14 protein-coding genes are annotated in these 23,931 nt (G+C 45.0%); 1 reads left to right on the top strand and 13 read right to left on the bottom strand.

Features of this window, described 5'->3' with window-relative positions:
• Window positions 1-12: 12 nt before the first annotated feature.
• The 10 genes from U9Q77_09675 to tig all read right to left on the bottom strand — a co-directional run bounded on the left by U9Q77_09675 (window position 13) and on the right by tig (window position 19,135).
• Window positions 13-1,005: a PorV/PorQ family protein gene (locus tag U9Q77_09675; GenBank protein MEA3287626.1), complete on the bottom strand. Its 993-nt coding sequence runs from the start codon at window positions 1,003-1,005 to the stop codon at window positions 13-15.
• A 26-nt stretch (window positions 1,006-1,031) separates the two neighbouring features.
• Window positions 1,032-3,410, bottom strand: coding sequence for a hypothetical protein (locus U9Q77_09670; GenBank protein MEA3287625.1), 2,379 nt, complete (start codon window positions 3,408-3,410; stop codon window positions 1,032-1,034).
• A gap of 28 nt (window positions 3,411-3,438) precedes the next feature.
• Complete coding sequence (locus tag U9Q77_09665) at window positions 3,439-6,663, bottom strand: TonB-dependent receptor (GenBank protein ID MEA3287624.1); 3,225 nt, start codon at window positions 6,661-6,663, stop codon at window positions 3,439-3,441.
• Between the two features lie 511 nt (window positions 6,664-7,174).
• Window positions 7,175-8,227 (bottom strand): PorV/PorQ family protein, encoded by a 1,053-nt coding sequence (locus U9Q77_09660; protein MEA3287623.1) that lies wholly within the window; start codon window positions 8,225-8,227, stop codon window positions 7,175-7,177.
• Between the two features lie 14 nt (window positions 8,228-8,241).
• A complete protein-coding gene (locus U9Q77_09655; GenBank protein ID MEA3287622.1) occupies window positions 8,242-11,889 on the bottom strand; it encodes a T9SS type A sorting domain-containing protein in 3,648 nt (1,215 codons plus the stop codon).
• Between the two features lie 3 nt (window positions 11,890-11,892).
• Complete coding sequence (locus tag U9Q77_09650; protein MEA3287621.1) at window positions 11,893-14,967, bottom strand: TonB-dependent receptor; 3,075 nt, start codon at window positions 14,965-14,967, stop codon at window positions 11,893-11,895.
• Window positions 14,968-15,456: 489 nt separating this feature from the next.
• Window positions 15,457-15,594 carry a hypothetical protein gene (locus U9Q77_09645; GenBank protein MEA3287620.1) on the bottom strand — a complete coding sequence of 46 codons (138 nt, stop codon included), beginning with the start codon at window positions 15,592-15,594 and terminating at the stop codon, window positions 15,457-15,459.
• A 132-nt stretch (window positions 15,595-15,726) separates the two neighbouring features.
• Complete coding sequence (gene clpX / locus U9Q77_09640) at window positions 15,727-16,959, bottom strand: ATP-dependent Clp protease ATP-binding subunit ClpX (GenBank protein ID MEA3287619.1); 1,233 nt, start codon at window positions 16,957-16,959, stop codon at window positions 15,727-15,729.
• Window positions 16,960-17,259: 300 nt separating this feature from the next.
• Complete coding sequence (gene clpP, locus U9Q77_09635; protein ID MEA3287618.1) at window positions 17,260-17,859, bottom strand: ATP-dependent Clp endopeptidase proteolytic subunit ClpP; 600 nt, start codon at window positions 17,857-17,859, stop codon at window positions 17,260-17,262.
• The gene (tig, locus tag U9Q77_09630) at window positions 17,843-19,135 is read right to left on the bottom strand and encodes a trigger factor (GenBank protein ID MEA3287617.1); all 1,293 of its coding nucleotides are present in this window, start codon (window positions 19,133-19,135) and stop codon (window positions 17,843-17,845) included. The genes clpP and tig overlap by 17 nt, the downstream gene beginning before the upstream one ends.
• Window positions 19,136-19,382: 247 nt before the next feature.
• Between tig and U9Q77_09625 the strand changes: the two genes are divergently transcribed.
• Window positions 19,383-20,507, top strand: coding sequence for an anhydro-N-acetylmuramic acid kinase (locus U9Q77_09625; GenBank protein ID MEA3287616.1), 1,125 nt, complete (start codon window positions 19,383-19,385; stop codon window positions 20,505-20,507).
• A gap of 3 nt (window positions 20,508-20,510) precedes the next feature.
• On the opposite strand, the gene U9Q77_09620 is transcribed toward U9Q77_09625, so the two are convergent.
• From U9Q77_09620 to U9Q77_09610, 3 genes are all read right to left on the bottom strand, one after another.
• On the bottom strand, window positions 20,511-21,326 hold the full coding sequence (locus tag U9Q77_09620; protein ID MEA3287615.1) for an LOG family protein: 816 nt from the start codon (window positions 21,324-21,326) through the stop codon (window positions 20,511-20,513).
• 788 nt (window positions 21,327-22,114) lie between these two features.
• Window positions 22,115-23,470, bottom strand: a complete 1,356-nt coding sequence (locus U9Q77_09615) for a TrpB-like pyridoxal phosphate-dependent enzyme (GenBank protein MEA3287614.1) — start codon at window positions 23,468-23,470, stop codon at window positions 22,115-22,117.
• Window positions 23,471-23,765: 295 nt separating this feature from the next.
• A complete protein-coding gene (locus U9Q77_09610; protein ID MEA3287613.1) occupies window positions 23,766-23,921 on the bottom strand; it encodes a Trp family transcriptional regulator in 156 nt (51 codons plus the stop codon).
• Between the last annotated feature and the right edge of the window lie 10 nt (window positions 23,922-23,931).

Raw genomic sequence — 23,931 nt, 5'->3', positions numbered from 1 at the left:
CTAGACCTATCCTTATCGTGATATTGTCAATGAAAACTGATGTACAGCCCCTAAGAGATCATAGGAGGAAATGGCGTAGTCAAACCGACCAATTGAAGCCACTTCTATCCCAACCCCTCCAAACAGAGCAGCATAAGAAGTATTCTCAGGAGCGAGCCAGCCACCACCACGCAGGTGAATGGTATTCATAAAGCGATAGTCAACTCCGATATTCAAGCGTTCAGCGGCTTCGTTGGGGTGCACTGCATCAATCGCAACTGTTAAAAAATGATTGTTCGTATCTTCAAGAAAATCCATAGCTACACCAACCTGGAAGGTCAGCGGCATGTGGAAGGGGTGATACTCACTTGGCTCCGGTACGATCTCACCATTATTAAAATCGGTGAAACTGGTATTGAAATCCAGTTCCGGACCGAAATTCCGGATGGTCATACCCAGACGCAAAGAGCGAAAACCGGTACGATAATATGTGCCCAGATCCACCGCCCAGGCCGAGGCATTCAAATCATAAGCGGAAATTGATTCTTTGATGTATTTCAGATTCATACCAAAGGCAAATCGATCCGTAAAAGAACGGGCAAAGTTCAAACCTATTGCTACATCTGACCATTCAAAGGTGTTACCTGTACCGTCCTGTTGCAGAACCGTGGTCTCTTCCATGGTACCTGAATTCAAGCCCCTGAAGGAGAGTCCCACGGTGCCAATGCCATCCAGCCGATAAGCGGCTGAACCACCATTTACCGATATACCGGCAAAATAGTTCACCATTCCGAATGAAGTACTCCAGGAAGGCACAAAGACCAATGTGGCCGGATTGTAATGACTGGCGGAAGCATCCGGCATGGTGAGAGCAGCATAAGCGTCTCCCATACCCCGGACTCTGGCATCCAGAGATATATCCAGGAAGTGAGCTCCAGCAGTTCCAATTTTTTCAAATATTTCCTGACCAACAGCACCACGTCCGATGAGCAGAAAGGTAATTAAGACAATTGCTTTAAATTTCATATTCATAGTCTCTCTCGCTGCTTTCTTTAACGAAACAGTGCGAATTTATCAACTTTTTTCACCATCTTCGTTGAACTTTGCCCAACGACATCAACGTCCGGGGCTTCAACGACATACAGGTACAGTCCACTGACAGCAGATTGATTGTTACGACTGACCAGATCCCAGAACTCATAGTCCGTACCATTGGTGTGCTCAATCTCAATCACCATATCACCGGCCAGGGTAAAGATGGTGATCTTGGCCACTGGTGGTAATCCGGCAAATTTGAGCCGATCTTCGTATTGGGCTTCCCAGAGTGCCGTACCACGGTAAGGATTAGGCACAACCTTTACGCCATCCAAACTGGGCACGCTCTCCCCTACTTCGTAGAGACGTGAAGGAAAAACTGCCACAGGCGCTCCAGACAAAGTCTTTTTGTAATTGCTTAAGGGAGAATATGCTCTGGGCAGATCTTGTCCAGCTTCGGCAGCGGTTTTGATCGGATCATAAGCACTCAACGCATAAAAATAGGGAATGCTATTCATGGGAGGTTCAATCGATACACCCCAGGGAGTCATACCACCAAGATCCTGATAGGTTTGAGCGATATTCGGCAGGTCAACCAGAATCCAGCTACCAGCGGATTCTTCCCAGCCAGTTTCATCCACAAAGAGAGTATCCATACCATCCAGTTTGGGGTTCAGAGTGTCCCCCTGTTGGTTAACGATGTAAACGGCACCATTTACATTGTCGTAGGAGTAGATCATCTCCCAACCCTGAGGATTGTATGTAGAACGATAGAGCTGATAACCTTCAAAATCAGTTTGTCCCAGATTGGGGTCAATACCGGTCTCTGCTGTACGATCCCAAGCCAACTCGATGCCATTATTAATGGGTGAATAGGAAAGATTCGGTACAGCTGGCGGGATGGGAAGCACCCAGTGTTTATCCTCATCCCAGTTACTTGGATTATATGGATCACTGGTTTCACTACCTGAGTAATAGGCTTCCACAAGGTTGTCAGCATTCTGACGCAGTCCTTCCAGACCGCGGCCAATAACACTAACAAAGACCAGTTTAATTGAGCTACCCTCAGGTAGATCAAAGGGACCGGTTGTCAGCAGATAACGATAGTCAAACTGCGGGAATCCCAGTTCCAGGGGATTATCAAGAAACTTCTTGGATTGACTCGCCACATGTTGTCCCATCATGTAATCCCAGCGATCATCATCAGTTTTTGGATCTGATTCCCAGTTCCACCACTGATGTGACACGGCGGCCGTGTAGTCGCGACCCTCTATCAAGTGCGACGGTGCTCCGGTTGCCAGTAACATGCCTCCCAGAAAACCATCCACGTTTGGACTCATTTCACGCTCACCATAATCATTGCTGGATGACACTGGATCATCACCATCATAGATATATGACAGGCTTCGGGGGAAAATATACCCGTGAAGCGTATCACCATCAACAATGGCCGGTTCTCCAGCAAAGCGACCTAAATCTTCAACATCACTTTGCCAGTTGATCACAGGTGCAGCAGCGTCAAATACAATGCCCCACTCATCATAAAAACCGTCTGCCTCGGTTAAATCAGGGTTATAATTGGGATTGTGTCCCTGGTCCCGATAGTAGGGAACACCATATTCATCGTAGCCAGTCCATCCATCACCGTTTAGATCATAAGGATCAACGGCATCGAGGATATCTGTATCAGTGTCACCTTCATCCCATCCATCGTAATCGACCAGATCATCGATTGCCAACATGGAATTGTCGACTGACGCTGCATCAATATCATACCAGAAGCCCACATGAACGTTTGTCAGGTCACCATTCAAACCGGTGTTGAACACTTCATACTCAAAGGCAATGGCATCATCATAATCAGGGAGACTCCAGGTCATACCCCGTTGAGCAACACGGACACCCAGGGGCAGGTGGCTACTTTCAGAGTGCGCCTCCAGATCATCAAAGACCATATAACTGTCTTCCAGTGATTTTGCCTTGGTTCCACCGACAGTAGTCCCAAGCTCACCAGGGATTCCTGTAGTGGGCAGCCACTCCTGATCAGGATTATAGAAATAGGAGGTTACCGCTGGATCTCCACCCAGCATTGCTCCTACCCAAACTCCAGAATCGTACAAATAGTTATTATTTGAGCCACCCGGCCATTGCATGGACGGTCTTCCTGCAGATTCAAAATTGGGGTCACCGACACTACCATAGTTGGTAACAGAAGTCCAGAGGTTACCCGTAGTATGAATAAAAAAGGCTTTCTCAGGACGAGCTGATGGTTTGGCCAATTGGCTGCCACCCTGTTCGTCATGCAACTTATTGCGGGCCTGCAACACTTCAGGAGCAGATAGCAATAGAAGACTAACAACAAGGGTACTGACTAGATTTAAATACGCCACTTTCATAAATTATAGACCTAACTTTCCTAAATATTTAGAAACCAAGAGAGAACCCAATCTGAAACCGGCGTGAATCAGCATAGATCGCCGGGTTTAGATCAGATCCCATTTCAGGATGTGATTTATTGTAATCCGTTTCACCATCATTATCGCTATCAGTCTGGGCGAGATACTCAGCATCGGTAAGATCGCCGGCATCGTGGGCTTCAGCCAGCATACGATAAGTATGGTACCACTCAACATCAGCAACACCGTTGAAATTTTGGGCATCAAACACGTTGGTGATCATCATGAAGACCTGTGCATTGGTTTTGCCTAAATGATAGCGATAGGACAACCGCAGGTCAGTCCTGGAAGTAGGCGGCAGAACACCCTCATTCTCTACGATCAGACGACCCTGACCGGGAAGAGTATAACGAGTACCACTACCAGCAGTCACAACCATGCTGGCCAAGAAGCCTTGATATCTAAAATTGATATTGCTAGCCAGGGTATGAGTCTGATCCCAGTCCAGGAAGGATTCGAAGGTGGGTACGATGTTTCCTGACCATTCTGTTGTATATCCCTGACCGGCAGCAGAGGCTTTTCCCTTGGCAATGGAATAAGTGTAATTCAACTCACCGGAAATCAAACCGGGAGGCATCTTGACCAGTGAGAACTCAAAGCCACGCACAGATCCATAATCAGCATTGAAGTAGGTCGTGTACCAATCTGAAACCGTCCAGTAGATCGCTTTGGTATCGGTCAAACCGTAAATGTCTTTGTAAAATCCTTTGACCTCGACCATCATTGAATTGTTGAATTCATGACGGACACCCACTTCATAAGATGTAGTTAACTCAGGATCCAGATTAGGATCACCTACAATGGGAAACCCACCACCCATATTATAGGTGATGTTTCTAAACAGGTAATTCAGCTGTGGTCTCTGATAATAGCGACCATAATTGAAGTAGAGCATGTCATGGTCAGTGATGGGATGGGAGACACCCAGACGGGGCGCAAATCTCATTTTACTCTTACCCGGTTGCGGATCTTTCATATCTCTAAGCTTATGTTTGTATGTACTTGACAGAGCTTCATCATAATACTCCGGAGTTCCATCACCATTCCAATCAGCATAATCTCCAGAAGTCCAGGTGGGGTCAGTCACATCACCAGGGTAATCCTGATTTGGATCAAACCATTCCCAACGCAGACCAATATTCATGATCAGACCGGGAAATTCCATCTTGTCATTGGCATAGACTGAAAAGTCCCAGGGTGTAACAGTATAACTCTCAGCATAACCGTAACGGTCTGGTGGATCATGATTAAAAAGGTCATAGCCTTTGTATTCCAAACCAGTGCTGACCTTATTGTTGTTATTGTATTGGGAAACCAGATCGGCTTTTACAGTTGTGGTCACTTTATTATCGGCATGCCAGTGATCCCGGTTATAGGTATAAGGATTATGAGGTCCTACTCCATAGAAATCGCGATAATGTTTGAACCCTTCATCAACTGGAAAATCAACCCAGTCGATCCAATTCGCCCTGTCGGTATCGTCGATATCGCCATCGCCATCCCAGTCCCGTTCTGATTCATCTACATAATCATTGTTATTGGAATCGTGAAACATATCCTGGCTGTCATCAAAACCCCAGACTGCCTTGTCAGCATCATAGGCATCCAGAATGCCATTGCCATTCAGATCTTCGCCATCGTCCAGAACACCGTTATAATTCCGGTCCTCATTGACCCGCTCGATAATATTGTTATTAAGGGAGGTCTCGTAACGAGCTATTTTGATCTCATAGTATGTTTTTGGGGAAAGTGAGTGGGTGAATCCACCCATAACCAGATTACTGGTTCGGTCTGTCCAGGGTAAACGATCAGACATATTGTAGCTGGTTAGACTCCGATTACGGTCAACGTCCTCGGAATCCAGGATACCGTTGCCATTCAGATCTTCACCATCATCCAGAACACCGTTAAAATTGATATCCTCCGTATCCAGCTGGCCATTACCATACCAATAATCAAGTAGACCCTCGGTATCGATCTTACCATTGTCATTGACATCTTCTCCGGCGTCCAGAATACCGTTACCGTTGATATCTTCAGTCTGGAGACCATCCGACTGTAGCCAATTCAGATAGTAGTCCGGTATTTCTTCATCCAGGAGTGTTCCATTGGCAAATTCACCCTCGATAGATCCGTCATAGGACTCCAGATAACGGGGCATATAGGAGCGCATCCGATCTTCTAAAATTGTATGGCTATAGGCATGGGAATAGCCCCACTGACTAATGGATCGGGTATATAATGTGCTGAGATTAACTTTAATGGCATCAGTGATCCGGTAGGTGAGTTTGGCCGTATAGTTATTCAGGTCACCGTACTGATTGGTGAAACGACCGGAGTTCTCGTCAATTTCACCTGAGACAAATAAATTCAACTTAGCTGACAGAAGGGGTAGATTTCCACTGAACTCCAGCTTCTGACGTTCGTGGGGATCTTCACCAGTAAAAGCATCAGCGACAATAGCGGAAGTTGTATACCTCACCTTACCGGATATGTTGCGACCACCTTCGGCAGAGACAACATTGATCACACCAGACTGGGCATTACCATATTCTGCCCCAAAACCACCAGACAGGATATTGGCTTCATCAACAGCCATGACCGGTACGTCAGTATCATTAGGATTTCCAGTTAGAGGATCATTCAGAGCGATCCCATCAAAGAGGTAAACAACTTCACTGGCACGGCCACCACGCAGGTGCAAACCGCCATCATTGACGGCTCCGGCAGACAGGGCTACGGCACCTTCAAGATTGGCAACCGGCATGTCTTCCAGGTCTTCTGCAGCAAGGGTTCGGCGACTGGCAGTTAAATCTTTTTGAACCAGAGCCCGCTTGGCCACAACAATAACCGCTTCCGAGCTTTCAATAATTTCAGAGGCCAACTCAATATCAAGGGGAGTTGTCAGGTCTGCATTGACCTGTACTTCCTGAATCTCGATCAGGGTATAGCCAATGTACTGGGCTCGCACAGAGTAAACGCCAACTGGTATATTGATAATGTAGTACTGACCTTCACCATCAGTAGCTGCACCGAGGTTCGATCCTTTGATAAAAACATTGACACCGATCAATGGTTCACCGGTTGAAGCATCGGTGACCTTTCCCATGATTTTCCCTGTGGTTCCCGCCATTACCAATTGCGCGGCCAATAGCAGAACCAGCATGCACTGCAAGCAAAAATGCCTTCTCATTTATGAAACCTCCACTAACGTTCATTCATAACGCATCGACGTGAAGTTTAGTTAAAATTAATTCCGAGGGCAAGTTTTTTATTACACCTTGTGAAGCCTTATTTATAAAGGGTTTTCTCTATTCGTGCTCTGGTTGATCCATGGTAAGCTGAACAGATTCAACGGGTCTGTCGGTCAATTCTGAAGCATGTCATATTTCTATTACAGAGGTAAGAGCACCTGCTCAATGTCAAATGATCTAAAAAATTGTTTTAATAAGTAATGTGCGATTAACAAACGCCTATCCGATCAAGGTTTTCATCTCTATTTACCTGGTATTCGTCTTCGTGATGGAGATTGCCACCAGTCTATGTCTTCCAGACTACGCCGTGGCAAGCAGTCTTAGTTATCGCAAAGATGGAGAAAGCCGCGATGAATCGCGTCTTCACGGGGATGTCTTATCCATGAAATATAAAAGAGGGTCACTCTCTGCAGAATGACCCTCTTTATATTCTAGATCAACTAGCTTGGATTAGAAACCGAAAGTAAACGCCAATACGCTTAGATCGTTAAGTCCATTAATCGTAGTTGATTTATAACCATATTCAACACCGAAGACAAAAGTTGATACGGGAATCTTGATACCACCACCGAAGGAAATACCATAAGTATTGTCGGTAAGGGCTTCATCCCATCCATCAGTATCGTCATCAACGGAAAACATGCTGGTACCACCGCCGGCCCAGAGACAAAAGGCATCGGTTTTCATGGCATAATCAGCACCAAGGCGATATTCATTGAACCCAAAGGAGTTATTTTTGAATACACCATGGAGATTAACCATGTTGGCAACTGTATAGCTGAGTCCAATATCCAGTGAGGCTGGAACTTCAAAAGCCTGAGCAACGACTGCAAAATTTTCTGCAACCGTACCTTCTTCAGATCCCGCAGGATCAAGCTTTTGCTCCAGATCATTACCGGAAAATGCCATTTTAACACCGATGTTCTTCAAGGTAACGCCAACACTTAAAGGCATGTTAGCAGCCTTATACTGAACACCCATATCAAAAGCACCACCAGTGGCTGATGTTTGGATAAAGGTTTCACTGATCACCTTGAACGTGGCACCAAAAGCAACACGGTCGAAAAACATCTTGGCCAATGAAGCAGAGACCGTGATGTATTTAGGCGAAAAGTATGATTCCTGATAGCCATTGGGATCTTCTGCCGTGGTATGCAGAATATCACCAAAGGTCAATGTCTTGGCAGAGATACCAAAAGCATTACTACCAAACTTGGTTACAAATGAAGCATAAGACACACCAATGTCTGCCAAATAGTTCAAATGTGAAAGCTGTGCTTCCATGTTAGTTTTCAGCTTGGCAATGCCAGCCGGGTTATAAAACATGGCGTCTGCACCGGCCATAACGGCCATATTTGACTCGCTGAGAGCAACAGCCTTGGCACCGGTGGGAATGGTAAGTTCCAGAGCACCATAGGTACCCACGGATTTACCAGTCCCGGCAAAGGCAGTTGTTACAACGAGAAGTGCTATTAAGAAAAATGCAATTTTATTTTTATACATCGCTCTTCCTCCTTCTAGTAGACATCTAGTCGTTGTTGTGGCATCACGACTGCGAGTTTAAGTACCTTATCACCTTCATCCGTAGAGACAACGGCGATGTACACACCTGATGCAACCAGAACGTTAAAGCTGTTCTGGGCATTCCAGATCTCTTCCTGACCACCACTATGTTCAAGAGTTCTCACCAATTGCCCGGCTAACGAATAGATGTTGATCGTTGCTTCGTTGGGCAGATTAATGAAATGAATATAGTTATTGAGAGGCGTTCTCTCTTCAGGATTGTAACCAAAGTATGGGTTTGGCCAGACTTTGATCAGATCCAGATCCTCTGCCAGAGCAGAAGGTGCAGTGGTCGTGAATGTGAAATTATCCACACCTAGCTGAATTGGATTATCATACAGGATGGTGGTTACATCACCCTTAACCCAGTCAGCCGCCCAGGAGATTAAATTCCAGGTGAGATTGTCACCATTAACAGCATCGGCAAAAGTAACTGATGCATCATAGGCTTCATTCCAGAGATAGAAATACATTCGGTCAGCTGGATTGAAAGCATAGAAATGAGCTGCAGTTACGTCACCTTTACGATCGTAGATGATACAAGAGACCTGTTCATCAGTATCTTTATTCCAAACTTCAAAGGGAATTCTGATCTGGAAGAAGTCAGTGCCACCAGTATTCGCAGGGTGGTCAGCAGCAGCATAGCCGCGGGCACCTACCCAGGTTGCGATGGAACCAGTTCCATCCTTGATCTTGTGGTACCATACCGAGCCATCACCATGGACATCAACAGAATCACCATATTCACCTGTCCAACGGATCTCATAATCCATCTGGAGCATATCCACACTGGAAGTACCCAATCCATAAGCATCAATCGCTCTGGATGAGGCAGCCCAACCATAATGGAGGTAAGAATCCCAATCATAGGATCCAGCACCAACATGTGTGATGGAATTTTCCATCTGAGGAGCAGCGTAGTTTGCTACAACATTGACCTGGAATCCATCAACAATGGGAATGGTCGTTCCACCGATATTCCCAAGTCCAGTATGGTAAACACCATTTTTAATATAATCTGACTCAAACCCATCGAGCACAGTCATGTCTTCCAACAGCACTGTCCCAGCGGAGTTTTTCAGATTCCAATGGTTGATGGTGGTAAAGGCATATCCTTCTTCAGTGATGGTACAAGTACCGGCACCGTGGTGGACTCCATAAGTATCATACGGTGCACCATAACTCACTCCCCAGCCATCATCAAAAGCCAGGAAATCAACATCAAGTGGTAAGGTTGGCGTATTTACATTTACGGTAAAGACTTCACCTCCTGCAAAAGAACCTGCAGTTGTGGTATCCATAGAACCCCAGGTTACGGTGTTGTTATTAGCATCAATAACAGCGTCATAACCATGTCCATCACCGTTTCCTACCGCTACTTCACCATAATTTATGGTAATGCCAGCTGGAAAAGTCAGGGTTAAACCATCACACCAGTCATAATCGGGAGATGCAGAAATATCCAAAATGAATTTAAGATCTCTCGTACCTGCAGTTGGGTTTGTGTAAGCGATTCCAGATACTACTGTTCCAGTTAAATCGGATGGCTTAGCCAGACCTCTACCAACTGAATCAGCATAATTTGTGGTTTGCCATACTCCATTAAGATCAACATAATAATGTTGTTGATCAAAATAGACTTCATAATCGTCTCCCGTAAGTGAATACGGATTTGAGATAGCAACCGCAACTGAAGCATCTGCGGTACCGCTATGAGTCACATCAAAAGCAGCAACACCAGTAGCAGCGTTAAGATCTTCTGAAACATCAGTCTGTGGTCTTACTGTCTGAATGGGTGAACTGGATTCAAGCACAGCAGGTGTGGAGAAACCATTATACCCGTAAGCTGATACAGAATAGAAATACTTTCTGTCATCAACCAGGGGAATCCCACCATTCTGAGTATCTGTCTTGATGGAGATATAGCGTTTGACACCCGTGTCGGTTCCAAACTGAACCGGCAGCAGGAGCACATCATTATAGGTAAGGTCAAAGACTTCATCTTTGATGGTCGTGATACCGTTTTTCAGATCATAGGTGGCTACCAAGGTCTTGGCACCCACACCGATTACAGTTTCGTGCTGATAAACGTTATAACCTTCAAAGTCGTAGTAAGAGTCATTTCCTGCTACATACACTGAATAATCTTCAGCATTGTCTTCCCATTCCAGGATGATCTCACCAGCGGCGCGGCTCACCGTTAATTCAGGAACCGGAGGAGCTGGAGGAAGATCAAAATTCGCATCATAAGCAGCCTGAGCATACTTATCATTGAATTTCAAGAGTGAAACGGAACCAAGTGCGCTGTTACCCTGCGCATGCAGGATACCAAACACAACTTCAGCTGAATCACCAGCATCGAAATTGAAAGGACCCACATTCATGAGAAAACGGCGGTCATCCGCAGCATTATCATCACCATCGACCCAGATATTATCCGTACCATCAATATTCAGGCTGGGATCATCAGGGTGGACGAACTTGGTGGCTTCGCCAGTTGCCGAATTGATGAATGGTGATCCATCACGCAGGAAACCGGACATATAGTTATAAGCCTCTATTTCATCATTGGGATCAGTATAAACATCATCACCATTGATGTATTTTACAAACGAGGACATGGGCAGACCAGTATAACCACTTTTTAATTCACCAAAGCAATACTGCTGATCAGCAGGATCATTGGTGGGAAAAGCAGCCTGGAAGAAATCATATCCAACAGCGGGAGCTTCATAACCAAAGGAAAGGTCAGCACCGTCGTTGTAACAGAATCCCAGACTCAGGTCAAGGTCGCAACCGACAAAATCATCACCGGCATTACCCAGATCAGGATCTGACCAGATTCCCAGATACATGTCTTTAACATCATTTCCACCCTTGTTATAGATCTGAGTTTTCACAAACATCATATCACCAAAGGCATCAACGCGGTCATAACCCCAGATGGTCGTACGAACTTCCACCCCTAGAGGATCTGTACCAAAGATCTTGTGATCGGTTGTAACGCCGTCATTCATGACATAGTAGATCACCTGATCACCGATGAATTCCGGATGATCAAGACCACCGGGCATTGGTGTGTATACGCCATCGCCATCTTCGTCAACCCAGGGAGCACCCTGATCAACCGGCCAGGCGGCAAAATCAGGATTACCAGCAGGATCATCAAGATCACTGATGTTCACCTTATAAAGTACATCAGCCGGATCAGTACCATCGGAGCCCCAGGGACCTGAGGTAAATTCTGGTCCGTATTCAGCAACAGCAGTTCTGATACTGGTAACAGAGGAATCCTGTCCAGCAGAACCTGTCACAGTATGGGTAACCTTACCTGCCAGCCATATACCTGAAGCATAGATGGTGTAAGTTGAGTTACCAGCAGGCCAACCAAGACCTGAGTGACCAGTGATCCGGTGTGAAACAATCATACCGTTATTCTCGAGATCATCATCAATACGATTACCATCAAAAGCACCGGTCGATTGAATTGAGGTCTTTCCCAATGCAGTCTTGTCTGATTGCTCTGTGATGCCAGCAAACAAAGGCATAGCCACTAGTGTAGCAACCAGCAAGAACGCAAATATTCTTTTTATATTTTTCATTAATTATTCTCCCTGGAATAGATTCATCTTCACACCCAGTTGGACAGAGCGTGGTTTATCCCAATTAGTAGGATTGCGAATCTGACCGAGATAATAATCCTCGGCTACTTCGTTACCCGATAACCAGGCTTTACCAGGATCAGTATATAGCCAACCGTCAGTACTGGCGTCACCAGTTCCGGCGTATACATCGATCACATTCTTGGCGCCAAGTGCATTCTGAACCAACAGGTAAACTGTCATGTTGATGGAACCAAGCTCAACACCGGTATCCAGACGGATATCCAGATTGCTGGTCCAGGGTGTGATACCGCTATTGATGGGAGCAGTGGGATAGATCTCACCACGGCCATAAAGAGCGGACTCAATTGCTGAAGGTGTGTAAGCAGTACCGGAACCAAAGGTATAGACCATGTTGATACCAGTATTGGATAACATATCAGCGATTTTGTCAAAACGATAGTCCAGCATCAAACTACCGGTATGGCGCTGATCATAGTCCAGAGGATTGATCAAGGTCGGGAAACCGGCCTCACCCTGGTCGGACTGCCAGGCGATGTAGTAGTTGGATTCAGGATCTGAACCAGAACCTTCAGCCCATGAGGCTGTATAGCTCAAGTTAGCCATGAGACCACCGGTTCGGTTCATACCCAAACCAAAGGATACGCCCTTAACAACACCATAGTCACCGTTCTGATATTGGGCCCAGACGAATTCAGCTCCGTCAAGGTTTGCCCCAAAGAGGTTTTTAAGCGTAGTGTAATCACGTACTTCTTTATAAAAACCAGTCACATCAAGAGCCACATTATTACCAACAACCTGTGAAAAACCAATCTCATACTGAGTGGTTTTCTCTGTAGCAAGTCTGGCGTTGGGAGATTGTGTGTAGTTACCCTGGGTGAAATTCGCAGCAAACACTACATCAGACAGATACAATCTGCTGAGAATGGGATGCTGGGAGAACTTTCCATACTGAGCATGGAATTTCGTCTTATCTGTTACAGGAAATGAAAGCCCTAAACGGGGATTTACCTGAACATCAGCATCAACTGCTTTATAGTTACTGGCAGCACGATCAATACGACCGTTAGTCATGGAAATATTATTCCAGTCTTCAGGTGCTTCAGTATTCGGATTGAAGTACTCATAACGAACACCAAGGTTAACAACCAGGTCTTTCAACTCCAACTTGTCATTAATATAGGCACCAAAAATGGTTGGTTTTCCAGGCTCTTGATAGCTGTTACCATTCTCATCATCTTCACCGTAAAGATCAAAACCGAAGTTCTCGGTATAAGCATTACGATAGATAATGTATTTTTCATCTTCAGTAAGACCAGTTTGACCATCCAGGCTTTTAGCCAATTCAACCGGCTGTCCAACCCGATAATACTTGATCGTGTTTCCTCTATACTCAAAACCAGTGGTTACTTCATGATCACCGATCTGATTTAGATAATCCAGAGTTAAACCAGTATAAGATGAGTTCTGATATGAATAATCATCCCATACACGTCCGTAAGAAAGGAAATTTGCCAATTGAGCGATTGACAATGGATTAATTCCAACGCCACTCATGTAGGCATTCCAATCATCATCTGGTGAGCCATAAGCTGCAACATCGTCCCAATGGGTTTCGTCACCCATGGTCTCTTCATAATTAAACAGCGAGAATTTGGCTTTCAGATAGGACTTGGTGGAAAGCACCCAGGTCAGATTTGTGTAAAATGAGGTTTGCAATGATTCAACCCGGCGGTTATAGGCAGAGTTGACCAGCGAGAAAGTATGGGTGTAACTGTGTGAGTTGATATCGTTCATCGTCCCACCAACTTTGATCTTAAAAGGCTTAAGATCGAACATCACGTTACCAGTCAACGTATTTCTCGTTGAACCCACATTGCGACGGGCACCATTGAGTTCCTGAAAATTACTGTAGCCATTCACGGCATATTGATGATCAGTGCCTGTAGTTGACAAGCGGGCTGCATCAATCACAGCATAGTCAGCACCATAATATTCACCCAGCATGTTCTCAATCTGAGTTTCAAGTATGGAGTGCAACACCAGGTCAACATCTCCCACTTTTTCACCGCTAACCCATAATTCACCCTGAGCGTAATCTTTTCCGTCAGTTGCATTATGAGTAAATGTGAATTTGCTCCAATCAACATCCAATTCCTGGCGATCCATGGCATAGTGCGCCGCACTTGAAGCCCGGGGATCATCAGTAGTGCGATTCTCGTAATTCACAAAGTAGCGAATCTTGGAACCAAGAGCGCCACCAACATTTACATTATAAAGTCGATAACCCAGAGAATACAATTTCTCTTCAGCGCCATCACCAGAAGCTCCCAGACCTTGAATAAATTCAACATCCAGATTCATCTTTTCGCCACCGGTCCGGGTAGTGGTTGAAACAACACCACCATTGGCATTACCATATTGAGCAGAGAAACCACCGGTCTGCAACTGCATTTCTTCCATGGCAACATTGGAGACTGTGCTTGTATTCCGCATGTCAAAGACATCGTTCATGTAAACACCGTCAACGTAGTAAGCCACATCCTGATATCTGGAACCACGAATGTGAATTTCACCATCAGTGGCAACCACACCAGTTTGCAGAGCAACTACATTCTGAACACCACGAACAGCCATATTCTCAAGCAGTTCAGCATCAACAACACGAGTCGTGTTGGTGGCATTCATGTTGATCAGGGGTTTTTCGGCAATAACCGTCACAACCTGACCCACCACATCTTCAATTTGCATCTGAAAATCCTGGGTAGTTGTTAAACCGCTGATCACGGCCAGTTCTTGAACTTCCATTGTGGAATAGCCAATGTAAGTACAAATAATTGTGTACGTTCCAGGCGGAACATCCAGGATGACGTAGCGTCCGTTCTCATCTGAGACTGCTCCCAGTGAACTTCCTTTCACTACGACATTGGTAAAACCTAGAGGTGCATCCTGACTCGCATCATACACTGTTCCGGAAATCTTTCCACTTGTCTGGCCAAAAGCCATCGAAGAGAAAATCACCATAACAGCGACTAATGATAGTAGCCTTCTTGTCATCGTTTATCCTCCTTTATTGTTCTACGATTTATCTATCTTCTGCATAACAAAACCAGTTGCTATTGTGACATAAAACACAATTTCCTGTCCCTAATTGTGTAGAGACACCAGCGAATCTTGTAATATTCAGAATAATAGTTACCAAAATATTTTTCTTCTGACGCGAAACTATCATTCATAAAAACTGTATCAAATAGAAAACGCAGTTCCTGCAAAAATAATTCAACCTCCTGATTATCGCTTAACACTGGATGGCTTTTGACAGCGCCAGGTGGTTAAATACACCGCTCAACAGCAATTCAATAGGCCATCTAATCTCTTAATTATCAACATATAAGAGCCATCCTAATTCCTGCATATCGCAACTGCTTCAGCTTGATAACTATTCAGTTGCTAAACCGTTTTTTACTATCTCAGACTACCAAGCCTGGTTATCTCATGCAAAAAACCACATCCCCAGTCATCATTATTGGTAATTATCTCAGACGTTTAGGGTAGGCGTTGGTCTTGACTTTCACTCAAAATATCAACGAACAGGGTTAGTATTTGCATAGAATCCGGGATCAGGAACAGGTTATTCTGCCTGAATCGATTTGAATCCTGAACATGAGATTTCCCAAGAAGCATCAGGTACTCATTTTTTCTTTCGGCTTTGCCATCGCGCCAAAGTATGCCAATACTGTTGAAATGGTTTCAGCAGAGCAGCCCACGACTTAAGTCGTGGGTTACCATACAGTTATAAGATAGGAAAGGGAATCGTCAGCTTAGTTTAGCTTTACTGCCTTTAGAGACAACATCACCTGTGATAACACACTTGCTGATTTTTTTCCAGCCAGGTAAATCGAACATGATATCCTGCATCACTTTTTCCATGGAACGTCGCAGTGCTCGGGCACCTGTACCATATTTCTGAGCTATATCAATGATCGCTTCCAGGGCTTTATCCTCAATAATGAGCTCAACACCCTCCAGCTCGAACATCTTGCGATATTGTTTGACCAACGCATTCCTGGGCTCTAAAAGAATGGCGCGCAACGCCTTCCTGGTGAGCTCCTCCAGAGCAGCAATCACGGGTAAACGACCAATAATCTCAGGGATTAAACCATATTGCAGTAGATCCTCAGGTTCAACCACCTGCAATAATTCAGCACCTTTAAGGCGTGACTCCTCTTCATCGAACTTCGAGAAACCAAGCAGGGTCTTTTTCCGTCGACGGGCAATGATGTCCTCAATACCCTCGAAAGCACCACCTACAATAAACAGAATGTTCTGGGTGTTGATGGAGACCAGTGGTTGTTCAGGATGCTTACGACCACCCTTCGGTGGCACTTGAGCCACAGTACCCTCCAGAATCTTGAGCAGAGCCTGCTGCACTCCTTCACCAGAAACATCACGGGTGATGGATGCATTTGCAGATTTACGTGAAATCTTGTCGATCTCATCAATGTAAATAATACCTGCTTCGGTGGCTGGTACATCATAATCAGCAGATTGCAGCAGTCGTACCAGGATATTCTCAACATCCTCCCCCACATAACCGGCTTCCGTAAGCACCGTTGCATCAGCAATGGCAAAGGGAACATCCAGAAACTTAGCCAGAGCCCTGGCCATGAGAGTTTTCCCGGTTCCAGTAGGTCCCATGAGCAGGATGTTGCTCTTTTCAAGATCGACATCGTCAACATCGTCCTGAACCATAATTCTTTTGTAATGATTGTAAACTGCGACTGAAACAGCTCGCTTGGCCTGTTCCTGTCCGATCACATACGTATCCAGATGAGCCTTGATCACAACCGGTTTGGGAATATCAGCCAGAGAAGAGAAAATGGAGTGTCCTGACCGGGTATTTACACCCTCCTCATTTACGATCTCTTGAGCTTGATCAATACACCTTGCACAGATATTAGCACCTGTCGGACTGGCAATGAGCATCCCGGTCTCGTCTTGGGGTCGCCCACAGAATGAGCAATTCTTTTCTATTTTACGTTTGGCCAATTTCGACGACCCTTCAAAAAATTTTAAGCATTGATAGTTTTATAAGCGCTCTGCCAGCAAGTCACAAAAACATGGAGAATAGTTGTGTGTCTCAGTGATTTTCTACCCTACGGCTAGCCTGCATTATTCATGAATTATTGCCACGAAGACACTAAGTCACGAAAAGTATTAAAGTTATGAACAAGGTCATTTTAAACAGTATTATTTGCATCTGTGAGTGATAATTTTTGATAAGCATATATTTTATTAAACTTTGTGTCTTGGTGACTTAGTGGCTATGAATTATTCAGGCTAGAATCTCTAGCCTCGTTTTTCCAGGATATCGTCCACCAGTCCATACTGCAGGGCATCCTTTGCTGACATAAAGTGATTCCGGTCAGCATCTTTCTCGATCTGAGTAACCCGCTTCCCGCAGAATTTAGCCAACATCTGGTTCAATTTCTTTTTGGTCTTCTGAATCTCATCAGCGGCAATGACTATATCCGAGGCTTGTCCTTCAGCACCGCCCATAGGTTGGTGGATCATAATGCGGGCGTTGGGCAGGGCAAACCGTTTGCCTTTGGCGCCTGCTGCCAACAACAGTGAACCCATACTGGAAGCCTGACCAATCACGATAGTCGAAACTGCCGGTTTGATGAAATTCATGGTATCCAGAATAGCCAATCCCGAGGTGATAATCCCACCTGGCGAGTTGATGTAAAGATTAATATCCTTTTCACTATCCTCAGCTTCCAGGAATAATAGTTGAGCGACAACCACCGAGGCAACCGTATCATCAATAGGTGTACTCAAAAAGATAATCCGCTCTTTCAGTAGGCGGCTGTAGATATCGTAGGCTCGTTCAGTACGACCTGTTTGTTCTACAACCATGGGTACCAGTTGATCAATGGGCGTGAGCATGATAGCCTCCAATAGCTTTGCTGGTGTCCTGTTTAACCTTGACCTTGGCAAAGGACTCGAGATGTGCGAAGATCTTCTTTTCCAGAATATCATCTTTGATCTGTGGGAGATATTGTTTATCCCGGTAGAGTGCTTTCATTTTTTCTTTATCACCAGGCATCTGAGCGACCAGTTCATCAAGTTTGGCATCAATATCAGCTTCTGTAACTTCCAGTTTCTCAGTAGCGATCAAATTTTTACGGATCAAATACCAGGACAACTCCCAGGTCGCCCGTTCGCGATTCTGAGTCCGAACCTCGGCCTCATCCACATCAGCACCGCGTTCCTGCCGTACCCGTTCAATCAATTTGTCCAGGTAATCCTCAACCATGATATCAGGTACATCCAAGTCAGTCTCTTCCACTAATTTGTTGGCCAAAGTCTGGTCCAGAGCCTTGGTCACATCATAGTCAAGCTGCTTCTGGATGTCTTCCAAAGTGCTTTCCTTGAGCGATTCAAGAGTCTCAAATTTAGGGTCGACCTGCTTGGCGAATTCATCTGTCAGCTCTGGTAAAATATGAGTCTCCACTGCTTTGATCTGCATGTTGATATGCAGATCCTCGGCATCTTTGGTTTGAGCAGGAATATCAAAAGACACTTCCTCACCAGCCTTTGAACCGATCAGGATCTTAGCTACATCACCACCAAATACGCCATCACCAATTTTGATGTAACGATTTTCAACATGACTGTCTTCAATGGGTTCACCATCAGCGTCATGATATTGAAGATCGCCTTTCAGCAGATCGCCATCCACAGCCCCATCATCACGTACTTCTACTTCGGCAAGGCGCTCCTGCAGATGTTCCAAGGCGTGTGCTACATCTTCATCTGTGGCACTGTACTCAGTTTTAGTGATCTTGAATCCAGCTTTGTAATCAAACATCTCAACATCAGGTTCAACCAGGAGCTTTATTGTAAATTTCAAATCCTTCCCGATATCAAACTCAGACATATCCTCAATGCTTCCCTGGTCGATAGGAGACAATTGATGATCGATCATACCTTTATAATAGGCAGCTTGAACCGTTTCATCCAATATTTCAGCCAAAACGCTGGGTCCATAGGATTGCAGCATGATCTTGCGAGGAACCTTACCGGGTCTGAATCCTGGACGATTGACCTGCTTATTCAATTTTTTTAATTTTTTCTCAAAACCGGGTTCCATTTCAGCCCAGTCTACATGGACTTTCAAAGTTCGTTCGTGTGGTTTCCCAACTTCAATTTTGATATCCACTTCTCTTCTCCCATTCAATCTATTACAAGCCTGTAACATCTTATTACATCAAGCTTAATTCTAAAACAGGGCGCCAAGATAATCGGGATGATGTCGATGTGAAATCAAAATCAATTTGTTTCCGTCACTTGTTTTTGTTGATATTTTGTTTGGTGAGACGCTGCATGCAATGTCTCTACAATGACAATATATATTGGAAATACCAGCCTTTGAATTCAACTTCACAAATGATAGCTTCACTGTCGCTATGAAATTATCTATCAAAACTAAATCAAAACTCCGGATTCTGGGGCTCATGACAGGCAGTTCTGCTGATGGTCTTGACATCTGTCTGGTGGAATTCTCTGGCAAGACTGACACACCAACTTTTACAGTTATTTTTTCAACTGAGATACCTTACCCCAAACACTTTCAGTTGGCTTTCCGTAATCCGCTGGAATTAAGCGATCATGATGTAGCCATATTTGACACCGAATTAGGAACATGGTTTGCAGACGAGATCGCTAAACTTGACCTAAAGTTTGATGTCATCGCTTCTCACGGTCAAACTATTAAACACGAGCCACCTCATTTCACCCAGCAGATAGGTGAGCCGAGTTTTATGAAACAGCGTTTTGATGTTCCGGTTATTTATGATTTTCGTTCAGCAGATATCAAACAAGGTGGTCAGGGAGCTCCACTTATTCCAATTGTTGATCGGTTTCTTTTTCAACAGGAACAGGCAGATGTGTTGGCCCTCAACATCGGCGGTATTGCCAATTTAACTGTCATCCCTGCAACACTGAGCTCTCAGCCCCTGTTAGCCTGGGATACAGGCCCTGGCAACACCCTGATCGACAAGGCCGTCCGTTTATACTCAAATGATACATTGGCCTATGACCCTGAAGGGAGATTTGCCGCCGAAGGAGTTTTAAATCAAAAACTACTTTCTTTTCTGCTTGAGCATAAGTTTTATCAACTGACGCCACCGCGTTCCGCCGGCCAGGAACAATTCGGGCTTGTCTACTTCAATCAAATACTTAAACAGTTTTCTCCAGAGACAGATCAACAGTTTAAAGATTTAATTTACACCCTGACAGTTTTAACTGTTAAAACTATTGTTTCCAGTGTAAACGAATGTTCTGCCGACTACGATCCACAGGTGTTGTTTATTGGTGGCGGTGGTTGTTTTAATAATACAATGTTAAAACTTCTTGAAGCCGAACTACCCCATATTGATATCCGACAGGTCGATCACAGTGGAATCACGACAAGCAATAAAGAAGCTTTTGGCTTCGCTTATCTGGGATATCTCAATATCAACGATCTCCCTGGAAACATCCCATCAGTGACTGGCGCCAGTCGACAAACGATCCTGGGAAGCCGGATCTGATATTTATTCTCCTGGCGGCTTCTCTTCCAGATAATGTTCTGTCAGTTGCCGCGTGAGATAATGAAAAGCATCATCAACAGTATCTGTCCGGTAACATAATTCCAGATCTTCACGATTGATGGTTCCGAAATCGGCTAAGGCATCAAGATCAATTACCTCATCCCAAAAGGCATTCCCGAATAACACAATGGGCATATATTTACTGATCTTCTTGGTTTGGATCAAAGTCAACGTTTCGAATAGCTCATCAAAGGTACCAAACCCACCTGGAAAAGCGATGAGTGCTTTAGCCAGATAAACAAACCAGTACTTGCGCATAAAGAAGTAGTGGAATTCCATCTCCAGCTCATGACTGATATACGGGTTTCCGGATTGTTCAAATGGTAGTGAGATATTCAGACCGATGGATAATCCTTTGGCCTCAGCAGCTCCCCGATTGGCAGCTTCCATGATTCCAGGACCACCACCAGTGGAGACAATAAACCGCCGTCTCCCCTGTTTTAATTTCTTGGACCACGTGGTCATTTTGTAGGCTAATTCACGCGCATCTTCATAATAGCGGGACATCTTCAGGTCTCGTTTTAGCTTTTCCAATTTTTCTACAGAATTACCATTGGTTTTTGCAGTTGCTATGGCTTGTTCCACAATATGCTTGGGCTGGGTTCTGGCTGAGCCAAAAAAGACAATTGTGTCCTGTACTTTATTTTTGCGAAACAGATCCTGGGGACCGAGATATTCACTCATGATGCGTAACATCCGACCACTTGGGCTATGGATCACTTCTGGATTGTCATAAAATTTCTGGATTTGTTTTTTCATTTTCTTACTCCTAAACTTCTTCTATAGGAAGTTATTTACTCTTCTAATTGGCGACGAAAATACTTCTGAAACCTAAAAATCATAGGTGAAAGTGAAATCAGCCATCTGAACAATCGCTTTGCATGGAATTAAAATTATGACTCTTTCCCCAAATGCGTACCTGTAGACGAGGATGTTAGGGATATAAGGGTATAGAGGCTGTGTGAAAACTTCATTGCGCCGGAATAATTACTTTCTAACATTAGCTTTGGTTATCTACCTATGGTGCTGTTAATATAGATACTTACCCCAGGCTTCAGCCTGGGGGCTATAAAAATATTAAAAAGGAGGGCTTTAGCCCAACAATACTGGGCTAAAGCCCAAAGAATCAGTGGGTTATCATACCCCCCATGCTAAAGCATGGGGTAAGCGTTGTCCCTATTCTCACACAGGCTCTGTAACACTTATACCTTTATACCCCAGAATATTTTATTGACCTCCAATCTCAATGATTGTATCCAGGTACGCATTATTATGATGAACCAAAATTATGACTTGAATTCCCCCTCCGCTCAGGAGGGGTGGCACAGCATAGATGTGAGGGAGAAGTTTGATCAATAAGCACATATCATGGATACATCGACTACAATCTACACGTTATGGAGTCTCCCTTCCGCCACTCCGTGGCACCTCCCCTGTGAGGGGAGGAAATGTCTGCTGTTATACCATTTGTACTTCAAACTGCGCGCCCTCTGAAGTACAAATGGTATTAAACAGTTTATCACCAAGTTAAATGGGTTTACATCAGGTTAAACCTGGGGCAAACCTTCAGTGACCGAGAGACCTTTCGCTAAATCAGCGTCTGTTGGACGATGGTCAGTTAATTTACCGGCATAGTAGGCATCATAGGCGCTCATATCAAAGTGGCCATGACCACTGAGGTTGAACAGAATCACTTTCTCTTCGCCAGCTTCCCGCGCTTCGATGGCGGCATCAACTGCTCCCTTGATGGCATGCGCTGATTCCGGTGCCGGAATGATGCCTTCAGTTCGGGCAAAGATGGATGCAGCATCAAAAACTTCTACCTGGTGATAGGCATAAGCCTCAATCAATCCTTCTCGCACAACATGAGACATCAGAGGAGCCATCCCATGGTAACGCAGACCACCGGCATGGATACCTGGCGGCATAAAGGTGTGTCCCAACGTGTGCATGGAGACCAAAGGGGTCATTTGTGCCATATCACCAAAATCGTAGGTGAATTTTCCCCTGGTTAAGGTGGGACAGGCCGTCGGTTCGATAGCTCTGAAATCGATATCAGCTCCATTGATCTTATCCCGTAAATAGGGAAAAGCCAATCCGGCGAAATTACTGCCACCACCGACACAACCGATAACTATATCTGGTGTATCTCCGGCAATTTCCATTTGTTTCTTTGCTTCCAAACCGATGATGGTCTGATGTAAAAGCACATGATTTAAAACGCTGCCCAGGGCATACTTGGTATCCTCTCGCCTGGCTGCATCTTCAACGGCCTCCGATATGGCGATACCCAGTGATCCTCTATTATCGGGATCATCTGCTAAAATAGCGCGTCCGAATTCAGTATCATTACTGGGACTGGGAACTATTTCAGCCCCCCAGCTCTTCATCATGGAGCGACGATAGGGTTTCTGCTCAAAACTTATCTTTACCATATACACTTTCACTTCCAGGTCAAACATCTGACCTGCCAACGCCAGTGAACTGCCCCACTGTCCGGCACCGGTCTCGGTGGAGAGCCGTTTGACCCCTTCCTGCTTATTATAGTAGGCTTGAGCGATGGCGGTGTTGGGTTTATGACTGCCAGCCGGACTGACCCCTTCGTGCTTGAAATAGATCTTGGCCGGTGTTTTCAAGGCCCGCTCCAAACCGGTGGCCCTGATCAGAGGTGAAGGTCTCCACATTTTGAGACCTTCCTGAACAGGCTCAGGAATGGCGACCTCGCGCTCCATGCTCATTTCCTGTTCGATCAAAGCCTTGGGAAACAGGGGTGCAAGATCATCCGGACCAAGCGGTTGCAAGGATCCTGGGTTCAAAGGCGGCAGGGGTGCTGTCTTCAGGTCGGCGGCAATATTATACCAGCTTTTAGGCATGTCATTTTCTGAAAGAAATATCTTTTTCACGGTAACTCCTTTTGATTTGTCAAAAGTCTGTAAGCTTGCCGGACGTAGCCAGTCGGCGTAGTCCGGTCGAAGGTCAAATGTCTTGAGTCACAATTACACTTCTTCACTTTACTAACTTCTATTTTCTAATTTCTAATTTCTAATTTCCAATTTCTATTTTTCCACACAATAACCCCCAACTTGAGTTGTCTCTCATCAATGGCTCAGAATATTTTCTAGTTGATAGTTTTATGAAGAGCCTAGCCGATTTGCCAGGTCCACCAAAATGAAGTAATCATTTGATCTTGAACGAAAGTCATGAGTTGGCTTCCACTTGCAGTGTGTCCAGCAACTCAACAAAACCATTGTGCCCATATTTTAATTCCCGGGCTCCTCGTGATACGGTTCCAATGGCAACACCAAGCTGCTTGGCAATCTCACGTTGCGGCATGCCGGTGTGCAGTAGTTTGATGATCTCCCAC

The organism is Candidatus Neomarinimicrobiota bacterium (assembly GCA_034716895.1).
Taxonomy (GTDB): Bacteria; Fidelibacterota; UBA8477; order UBA8477; family JABMPR01; genus JABMPR01.
Note: the sequence above shows the minus strand (reverse complement) of the source record. Positions and strands in the feature narration are given on the sequence as shown.

Bases quoted from the DNA above. Each gene is read 5' to 3' on its own strand.
- U9Q77_09675 (MEA3287626.1), bottom strand. From the start codon at position 1,005: ATGAAATTTAAAGCAATTGTCTTAATTACCTTTCTGCTCATCGGACGT.
- U9Q77_09670 (MEA3287625.1), bottom strand. From the start codon at position 3,410: ATGAAAGTGGCGTATTTAAATCTAGTCAGTACCCTTGTTGTTAGTCTT.
- U9Q77_09665 (MEA3287624.1), bottom strand. From the start codon at position 6,663: ATGAGAAGGCATTTTTGCTTGCAGTGCATGCTGGTTCTGCTATTGGCC.
- U9Q77_09660 (MEA3287623.1), bottom strand. From the start codon at position 8,227: ATGTATAAAAATAAAATTGCATTTTTCTTAATAGCACTTCTCGTTGTA.
- U9Q77_09655 (MEA3287622.1), bottom strand. From the start codon at position 11,889: ATGAAAAATATAAAAAGAATATTTGCGTTCTTGCTGGTTGCTACACTA.
- U9Q77_09650 (MEA3287621.1), bottom strand. From the start codon at position 14,967: ATGACAAGAAGGCTACTATCATTAGTCGCTGTTATGGTGATTTTCTCT.
- U9Q77_09645 (MEA3287620.1), bottom strand. From the start codon at position 15,594: ATGCTTCTTGGGAAATCTCATGTTCAGGATTCAAATCGATTCAGGCAG.
- clpP (MEA3287618.1), bottom strand. From the start codon at position 17,859: ATGCTCACGCCCATTGATCAACTGGTACCCATGGTTGTAGAACAAACA.
- U9Q77_09625 (MEA3287616.1), top strand. From the start codon at position 19,383: ATGAAATTATCTATCAAAACTAAATCAAAACTCCGGATTCTGGGGCTC.
- U9Q77_09620 (MEA3287615.1), bottom strand. From the start codon at position 21,326: ATGAAAAAACAAATCCAGAAATTTTATGACAATCCAGAAGTGATCCAT.